6 protein-coding genes are annotated in these 7,394 nt (G+C 74.6%); 3 read left to right on the forward strand and 3 right to left on the reverse strand.

Annotated elements, in window-relative coordinates; translation table 11 throughout:
* Positions 1-179: 179 nt before the first annotated feature.
* Both ACFVT2_RS22045 and mgtA read left to right on the forward strand, forming a co-directional pair.
* A complete protein-coding gene (locus tag ACFVT2_RS22045) occupies positions 180-545 on the forward strand; it encodes an ArsR/SmtB family transcription factor (protein WP_390020376.1) in 366 nt (121 codons plus the stop codon).
* Positions 538-3,249, forward strand: a complete 2,712-nt coding sequence (gene mgtA, locus ACFVT2_RS22050) for a magnesium-translocating P-type ATPase (protein WP_390020378.1) — start codon at positions 538-540, stop codon at positions 3,247-3,249. The genes ACFVT2_RS22045 and mgtA overlap by 8 nt, the downstream gene beginning before the upstream one ends.
* A gap of 50 nt (positions 3,250-3,299) precedes the next feature.
* Here mgtA and ACFVT2_RS22055 read toward each other — a convergent pair whose 3' ends face one another.
* Both ACFVT2_RS22055 and ACFVT2_RS22060 read right to left on the reverse strand, forming a co-directional pair.
* The gene (locus ACFVT2_RS22055) at positions 3,300-4,685 is read right to left on the reverse strand and encodes a hypothetical protein (RefSeq protein ID WP_390020381.1); all 1,386 of its coding nucleotides are present in this window, start codon (positions 4,683-4,685) and stop codon (positions 3,300-3,302) included.
* Positions 4,686-4,779: 94 nt separating this feature from the next.
* Positions 4,780-6,216: an LCP family protein gene (locus ACFVT2_RS22060; RefSeq protein WP_390020487.1), complete on the reverse strand. Its 1,437-nt coding sequence runs from the start codon at positions 6,214-6,216 to the stop codon at positions 4,780-4,782.
* A 247-nt stretch (positions 6,217-6,463) separates the two neighbouring features.
* Here ACFVT2_RS22060 and tatA point away from each other — a divergent pair, with 247 nt between their 5' ends.
* Positions 6,464-6,820, forward strand: coding sequence for a Sec-independent protein translocase subunit TatA (gene tatA / locus ACFVT2_RS22065; protein WP_390020384.1), 357 nt, complete (start codon positions 6,464-6,466; stop codon positions 6,818-6,820).
* A gap of 144 nt (positions 6,821-6,964) precedes the next feature.
* Here the strand turns inward: tatA and ACFVT2_RS22070 are convergent, their stop codons facing one another.
* Positions 6,965-7,219 carry a hypothetical protein gene (locus tag ACFVT2_RS22070; RefSeq protein ID WP_390020386.1) on the reverse strand — a complete coding sequence of 85 codons (255 nt, stop codon included), beginning with the start codon at positions 7,217-7,219 and terminating at the stop codon, positions 6,965-6,967.
* Positions 7,220-7,394: the final 175 nt, after the last annotated feature.

The raw sequence follows: 7,394 nt of genomic DNA on the forward strand, positions 1-7,394 counted from the left end.
GGGTGGGGGGGCGCCCGTGGGGGCCGGTCGGGTACTGGCGCCATCATGCGGGTCGCGGGCCGGCCGGGCACCCCTCATGCACCTGTTCGGCACCGGGCTTCGGCCTGCCGGCGGATCCGGCGCGCCGCCTACACTGGGCGCTCCGGGGCAAGGGGCTCCCAAAGGGACGGAGTGCGGCAGTGGTGAGGAGCATCGAGGGGAAGGCCACACCGGCCGACCCGTCCGCCGAGGTGCTGGCCGAGGCGGCCGCGCTGTTCGGACTGCTGGCCTCTCCCCCGCGGCTGCACATCGTCTGGGCACTGGCCCAGGGCGAGAGTGACGTGAGCGGACTCGCCGAACGGGTCGGCGGCGCGCTGCCCGCGATCAGCCAGCACCTGTCCAAGCTGAAACTGGCCGGCCTGGTCCGCTCCCGCCGCGAGGGCCGACGAGTGGTGTACTTCGTCGACGACCCCGAGACGGTCGCGGTGACGCGGAAGCTCGTCGTCCAACTCACCGCCCGCAGCAAGGGTGTGTCGCCGGCCCGCCTGCGTCAGCTCGGTGCCTGAGATCACCGCGGCGCCCGGGGCCGGCCCGGTGCCCCCGGACGCCGATGCGGTGCGCGCGGGTACGGCGGAGCCCTCGGGTGCGGCAGGGGCGGTGGAACCGGCGGCGCTGACGGCGTTGCAGCTGATGCGGCGGCTGGACAGCGGGCCGCGTGGGCTGACCGACGCGCAGGCCGAGGAGCGGCTGGCCCGGTTCGGGGAGAACACCGTGCCGTCGTGGCGGCCGGTGTCCTGGCCGCGGCGTTTCCTGGGCGCGCTGCGGGATCCGTTCACCACGGTGCTGCTGTGTCTGGGGCTGGTCTCGGCGGCCGTCGCGTCCTGGGGCACGGCCTGCGTGATCCTGACGCTGGTGGTGGTCAGCTGCGCGCTGCGGTCCGGCGGTGAGCACCAGGCCGGCCGGGCGATGGTGGCGTTGCAGGAGCTGGTCGCCACCACCTCGGCGGTGCAGCGCCGGCCGGGCGAGGACGAGGCACCGCAGGTGCGGGAGGTCCCCGTCGACCAGTTGGTGGTCGGTGACGTGGTGCGGTTGGGCCCCGGCGACCTGGTGCCGGCGGACGTCCGGCTGCTGCGCGCCAGTGGGCTGACGGTCCATCAGGCGGCGTTGACCGGGGAGTCGGCGCCGGTGCCGAAGCAGGCCCTGGACGCCCCGCCCGGCGCGGACCCGGACGCGTCCGAGCCGCCGCACATGTGCTTCCAGGGGAGCAGCGTGGCGACCGGCAGCGGGACCGCTCTGGTGGTGGCGACGGGTGCCGACACCCGGTTCGCGGCCGCGTACCGCGGGCGGGCCCGGCGGCGCGGCGAGACCGCCTTCGACCGGTCGGTGCACGGCATCGCCTGGACGCTGATCCGCTTCATGCTGCTGACCCCGCCGCTGGTGCTGATGGCCAATGCCGCGCTGCGCGGGCGGGGGCTGGAGACGCTGCCGTTCGCGGTGGCGGTGGCGGTGGGACTGACGCCGGAGATGCTGCCGGTGATCGTGACCACCGCGCTGGCCCGGGGCGCCGCCCTGCTGGCCCGGACCAGCGGCGTGATCGTCAAGCGGCTGCCCGCGCTGCACGACCTCGGCGCGATCGACGTGCTGTGCCTGGACAAGACGGGCACCCTCACCCAGGACCGGCCGGTCGTGGCGCGGTCCGCGGGCCCGGACGGCGCACCCGATCCGGAGGTCCTGCACTGGGCCGCGGTGAACAGCTTCTGGACGATCGAGCTGGCCGAACTTCCGGTGCCGGACGCGCTGGACGAGGCGGTTCTGGTGGCCGCGGAGGAGCAGGGCGCGGATCCGCTGGAGTACGACGGGATCGCGGCGCTGCCGTTCGACCCGACGGTGCGGATGTCCACGGCGGTGATCCGCCGCCCGGGGCAGCACGGCACCCACACCCTGGTCGTCAAGGGCGCGGTGGAGGACGTGCTGGCCCGGTGCGGGCGGGTGTGGACCGGCGGGGCGGAGACCGTGCTGGACGAGGCGGCCCGGGAGCGGCTGTTGCGGTGTGCCGCCGAGGAGGCGGCCGGCGGCCTGCGCCTGTTGGCGGTGGCCCGCGGCGACCGCCGGCCCCGGCTCGGCGGGTACACCGACGGGGATGTGCGGGGGCTGACCTTCGTCGGCTTCGTGGCGCTGAGCGACGCACTGGCGCCGTCGGCGGCGGACGCCCTGCGGGTGCTGACCGAGCGCGGGGTGGCGGTGAAGGTGCTCACCGGTGATCATCCCGGGACCGCGGCCCGGGCCTGCCGGGACCTGGGGCTGCCGCCGGGCGAGGTGCTCACCGCCGGCCGGCTCGCCGGGCTGGCGGGGCCGGCGCTGGCGGAGGCGGTCGGGCGGGCCACGGTCGTGGCGCGGTGCACGGCGCAGGACAAGGCCCGGATCGTGACGGCACTGCGGGCGGACGGGCACACCACCGGGTTCCTGGGCGACGGGGTCAACGACCTGCCGGCGCTGCACGCGGCCGACGTCGGGATCTGCCCCCGCGGGGCGGTACCGGTGGCGCGGGAGGGCGCCGACGTGGTGCTGGCCGAGAAGGACCTGACCGCGATCGACCGGGCGATCACCGCCGGTCGGCACGCCAGCGGCAACATCTCGGCCTATCTGCGGATCACCCTGTCGTCCAACCTCGGCAACGTGATCGCGATGCTGGCTGCGGGACTGCTGCTGCCGTTCCTGCCGATGCTCCCGGCGCAGGTCCTGGTGCAGAACCTGTGCTTCGACGCGGCGCAGCTCTCGCTCGCCTTCGACCAGCCGGCGGTGGGTGCGGCGCGTCGACCGGCGGTGCTGCGGCCGCGGGTCTTCCTCCGTTTCATCACCGTGTTCGGCCTGATCAACGCCATGGCGGACCTGGCCACGTTCGGGGTGCTGGCGTTCGCCGCGAAGGTCACGGCCGGGACGGACAGTCCGACGATGTTCCACGCCGGGTGGTTCACCGAGAACCTGCTCACCCAGGGGATGGTGATGCTGTTGCTGCGCACCGGGCGACGGGCCGCGGAACGGCGGACGGTGGGCCCGGTGCACCTGGCCGTGACCGCACTGGCGGTGGTCGGTCTGCTGCTGCCGGTCTCACCGCTGGCGCCGCTGCTGGCCATGTCGGCGCCGCCGCCGCTGTACTACCTGCTGCTCTCGGTGGTCCTGACGCTCTACGGGGCGGCGCTGGCGTTCGCCCGGATGCGGTACGCGCGCCGGGAGAGCGACGCGGGCGTGCCCGGCGGATCGTCGAGCTGATCCGCGGGACACGCCCTCGTGGGTGTCGGAACGCTATCGGGTCGGGCGGCTCACCAGTCGCCGCCGCCGTCGAACCCTCCGCCGTCGAAGCCGCCTCCGTCGCCGAAGCCGCCCGAGAAGTCCCCGGGGTTGAAGTCGGCGCCGGATTGGCTGCCGCCCTCGGGACCGTCGAGGAACGACCCGGAGTCGGCGTAGGCGCTGGGGGCGCTGAGCACCGAGCCGAGCAGGGTGCCGGCCACCATGGCGGTGAGCACGCTGCCGCTGCCGAAGTAGCCGCCGGCCCACGGGGAGTACGCCGGTCCGGCGTCCCAGTAGGGCTGCGGGCCGCCCGGGGTCTGGACGGTGCGGGCCATCGGCTCCAGGCCGTCGGCCAGCCGGGTCGCATCGGCGGCGCACGCCGGGACCGGGCGCGGGGCGGCGCCGGGCGGGGCCCACTGGACGTCGGCGGTGGAGGGGCCGTGCCGCGGGTCGAAGAAGCAGGGCAGCCGGCGCTCGGGCAGCGGGGCGCCGGTCCGGCGGGCGGCCAGGGTGGCCAGCGCGAACCGGCCGTCCTCCAGGGCCACGGTCACCGGGCGGACGTCCTCGGGGCGGCGGGCCTCGGCAATCCGCGTCTTGGCCAGGTCGTAGGCGTCCAGGGCGCTGGTGTAGTCGGTACGCATGGCGTCGGTGGCGTCGGGCTCGGACGGGCTGAAGTCGAGGCGGTCCAGTTCCTCGCCGAAGGCGGTGATGTCCTCGTCGACAACCACCCGCAGCGCCTCCAGTTCGGCGCGTTCCCGCTCCTCGCGCTGCTTCTTGGCCCGGCGGAACAGGGCGTAGGCGCCCACGCCGCCGGCCACCACCACGGCGCCGCCGATGAGCAGTCCGGTGGCGGAGCCGCCGGCGCCTTCGCCCTCGTTCCAGGCGGTGGGCGCCGCGCCGTGGGCCTGTGCGGCGGCCTGCTGGGCGAACTCGGTGACCATGCCCTTGGTGTCGCCGCGGTGGGACCCCCGCACGGCGTCCGTGAGGTTGCCGGCCGCGTTGTGGGACAGCACCTGCGGGTCGGCCCCGGCGTTGAAGCCGTTGGCGCCGATGTGGATGGCGTAGACGCCGGTGATGCCGACCTTGGTGCGCAGGTCCCGCAGCAGGGTCGGCCTGGGGAACTCCGGGGCGTCCGGCAGGACGGCGACGAAGACCGGCTTGTCGGCGTCCCGTATCTTCTGCGCGAGCGCGTTCCGGTCGGCGTCCGGGAGCTGGTCGCGGACGCGCGGGTCGACGTAGACCGGGCTCTTCTTGAGGGCCTCGGCAACGGCGTCCAGGCCGGTGCCGGCCGCGTGGGCCGGCTGGGGCAGGACGGCCGCCCCGACGAGCAGCATCAGGGCCGCCAGCAGGAAGCCGGTGAGAACTCTGGGCAGAGCTCTGGGCAGAACGCCGGGCGTGGGCCGGCGAAGGGCTGTCATGGGGCTGATCTTCTCCTCAACGTCATGGCGACATAGGGGACATGGGCGACAAGTGACGTACCGGTGCCGGTGACCGCCGCAAGGTGCGCTCCGGCTAACCGTACGAGAGATCGGAACAAGGGTCGTCGTCCGCGGAGCGCGCGGCAGCACCCCCGTGCTCCGGCGGCACGGCCGGGGTGCCGGCGCCGCCGGCGGGCCGGTCGGCGTAGTCCCGGCCGAGGGTGACGCCGACGCCGGGAGCGGTGGCCTGCTGGAGGACCGCGCCGGGGAAATACTGGGCCACCGTCCGCGCCTGCCCCTCTCGGCCGGGGCCGTACCCGACGACGGTGGCGGCGTACTGCTGGGAGCCGGCGGTGGCGGTGCGCAGGACGGTGAAACCGGCCGCCCGCAGCTCGGCGGCGGCGTGCGCGGCGAGCCCCGGGACGGTGGTCCCGTTGTAGACCGCGACGCCGATGCCGGTGCCGGGCGGCGCGGCGGTCGGCGTCGGGGCGGCGGGCGCGGCGGCCTTGCCGTCGTCCGTCGCGCCGGGGCGGGCGGTACCGCCGGCGTCCTGGCCGTCCACGGTGCGGTCGGCGCGCAGATCGGCCCAGAGCGCGTCGGCGTCCGGGTGGACGACCGCGACCCGGGCGCCCTGGTAACGCCAGGGCACGGTGAGGAACTTGGTGTTGTGCAGGTCGATGTCCTTCATCGCCAGGGCGAAGCCCAGGAGCCGGTCCGCGGAGCCCAGCCCCGGGTCGACGGTCAGGGCCGCGGTGGCCGCCCGGGCCAGCGGGAGCAGCGCGGACGGGTTCATGCCCCGGGCCCTGACCTTCTTGACCAGCGCCGCGGTGAACGCCTGCTGGCGCTTGATCCGGCCGATGTCGGAGCCGTCCCCGAGGCCGTGCCGGAGCCGGACGTAGTCCAGTGCCCGCTGACCGGAGACGGTCTGCGGCCCCCGGGCGAAGACCAGCGCGCCGCGCGACCCCAGGTTCGGGTTGAGGTCCCCCTGGTAGACGTCCTGGGGCAGGCAGACGGGTACCCCGCCGACGGCGGTGGTCAGCGCGGCGAAGCCGGCGAAGTCGACGACGACGGTGTGGTCCACCCGCAGCCCGGTCAGCTGTTCCACGGTGTTCTGGGTGCAGGCGGGGTTGCCCTTGACCGTGCTGCCCACGGTGAACGCGGAGTTGAACATCGCGCCGGACCGCGGCGGGGTCCAGCTCCCGTCCGGCAGCCGGCACGACGGGATCTCCACGAGGGCGTCGCGGGGGAAGGAGACCGCGAGCGCGTGCCGGCCGTCGCCGTAGACGTGCAGCAGGAAGGCCGTGTCGGAGCGCCCCACGTCGCCCTCTCCGCCGCCGAGCCGGCGGTTGGCGCCGGCTCGCGAGTCGGAGCCGACGACCAGGACGTTGCTGCCGCCGGCGCCGGCGGCGGGCCGGTCCTGGCTGAGGCCGTCCGCGCCGAAGGTGGTGATGTCCCCGTTGAGCTGGAGGTAGAGCCAGCCGGTTCCGGCGACCAGCAGCACCAGGATCGAGAGGGTCAGCGCGGCGGCCATCCGGACCCCGCGCCGCGCTCCCCGGACGAGGCCGTCCCCGCCCCCCTGGCCGCCTCCGTGTGCGGCCCCTGCCGCGTGGCTGCGTGTCACGTGTGCACCCTCGTCCGTGCGTTTTCCTGCCGGCAGACGGATCCCCCCTGCCCAGGGTTATACAGTTGCGCAATGTAGCAAGTGAAATTCCGGCCGGGTCCCCACGACCGCGGCCGCGAAGACCGACCGTGGTGACAACGAGAGAAGGGTGGCAGCGATGCTGCGCAACGGACTGGAACCCTGGCACCTGCTGATCGTGGCGCTCGTGGTGATTCTCCTCTTCGGTTCCAAGAAGCTGCCGGACACCGCCCGCGCGCTGGGCAAGTCGCTGCGCATCCTCAAGAGCGAGGCCAAAGCGATGAAGGACGACGGCGGCACGCCGCCCGCCACCACCTACACGCCCGGCCCGCAGGAGCCGGCGGAGGCACCACGCACGATCCACTCGGCGCCCGGCGCGGCCGCCACCGGCGCCACCACTGGCACCGCCACCGGCACGGCGCCCGGCGGCGTCGGCACCGAGCGGCCGGCCGCCGCCCACGCGGACCGGGAGGCCGGCCCGAACCCCGCGCATTGAGGCGGGGCCGGCCACACCGGGACCGCACACCACAGCCGCCCCTCAGGGGCCACTCATCGAAGACCGCCCATCAAGGGCTGCTCATCAAGGGCTTGCCCCGTTTCAGGGTTTCGGGGTTTCGGGGCTTCCGGGACCCGGTCCGCTTCACGGGCTCACCCCGTCGAAGCCGTACCGCAGCGGCTCGCTCTTCACCTTCAGGTCGCGGCGGTAGATGTGCAGCGCCGCGATCTGCATGTCGTCCGGGGCGTTCTCGACCCGACAGGGGTGGTTCACCTGAAGCACGCTCGGCCGGCCGGTCAGCCGCAGCCGCACCCCGTCGGCGGGCCCGCCGGACAGCACGGCGACCTCCCACCGCATCGCGTCCGCCCGCACGTCCGTCACCGCGTCCATTTCGTCCATGAGCAACACTTTAGGGATTGCGCAAGCAGGGAACCATCATGGGGTGCACCCGCGTTGTGCGGGCCCCCGCCCCCCCCCCCCCCCGGGCCGGCAACCCCGCCCCGCCCCCGGCCCGCCCCGCGGGCCAACATGTCTAAAAAACCAAAAGGGGAAAAAAGAGACCCCACTCGCATAT

This window comes from Streptomyces sp. NPDC058000 (assembly GCF_042886435.1).
In the GTDB taxonomy this organism is placed as follows: domain Bacteria; phylum Actinomycetota; class Actinomycetes; order Streptomycetales; family Streptomycetaceae; genus Streptomyces.

Excerpts from the sequence above, each read along its gene's own strand:
- ACFVT2_RS22055 (WP_390020381.1), bottom strand. The coding sequence starts at position 4,685 with ATGACAGCCCTTCGCCGGCCCACGCCCGGCGTTCTGCCCAGAGCTCTG.
- ACFVT2_RS22060 (WP_390020487.1), bottom strand. The coding sequence starts at position 6,216 with ATGGCCGCCGCGCTGACCCTCTCGATCCTGGTGCTGCTGGTCGCCGGA.
- tatA (WP_390020384.1), top strand. The coding sequence starts at position 6,464 with ATGCTGCGCAACGGACTGGAACCCTGGCACCTGCTGATCGTGGCGCTC.
- ACFVT2_RS22070 (WP_390020386.1), bottom strand. The coding sequence starts at position 7,219 with ATGGACGAAATGGACGCGGTGACGGACGTGCGGGCGGACGCGATGCGG.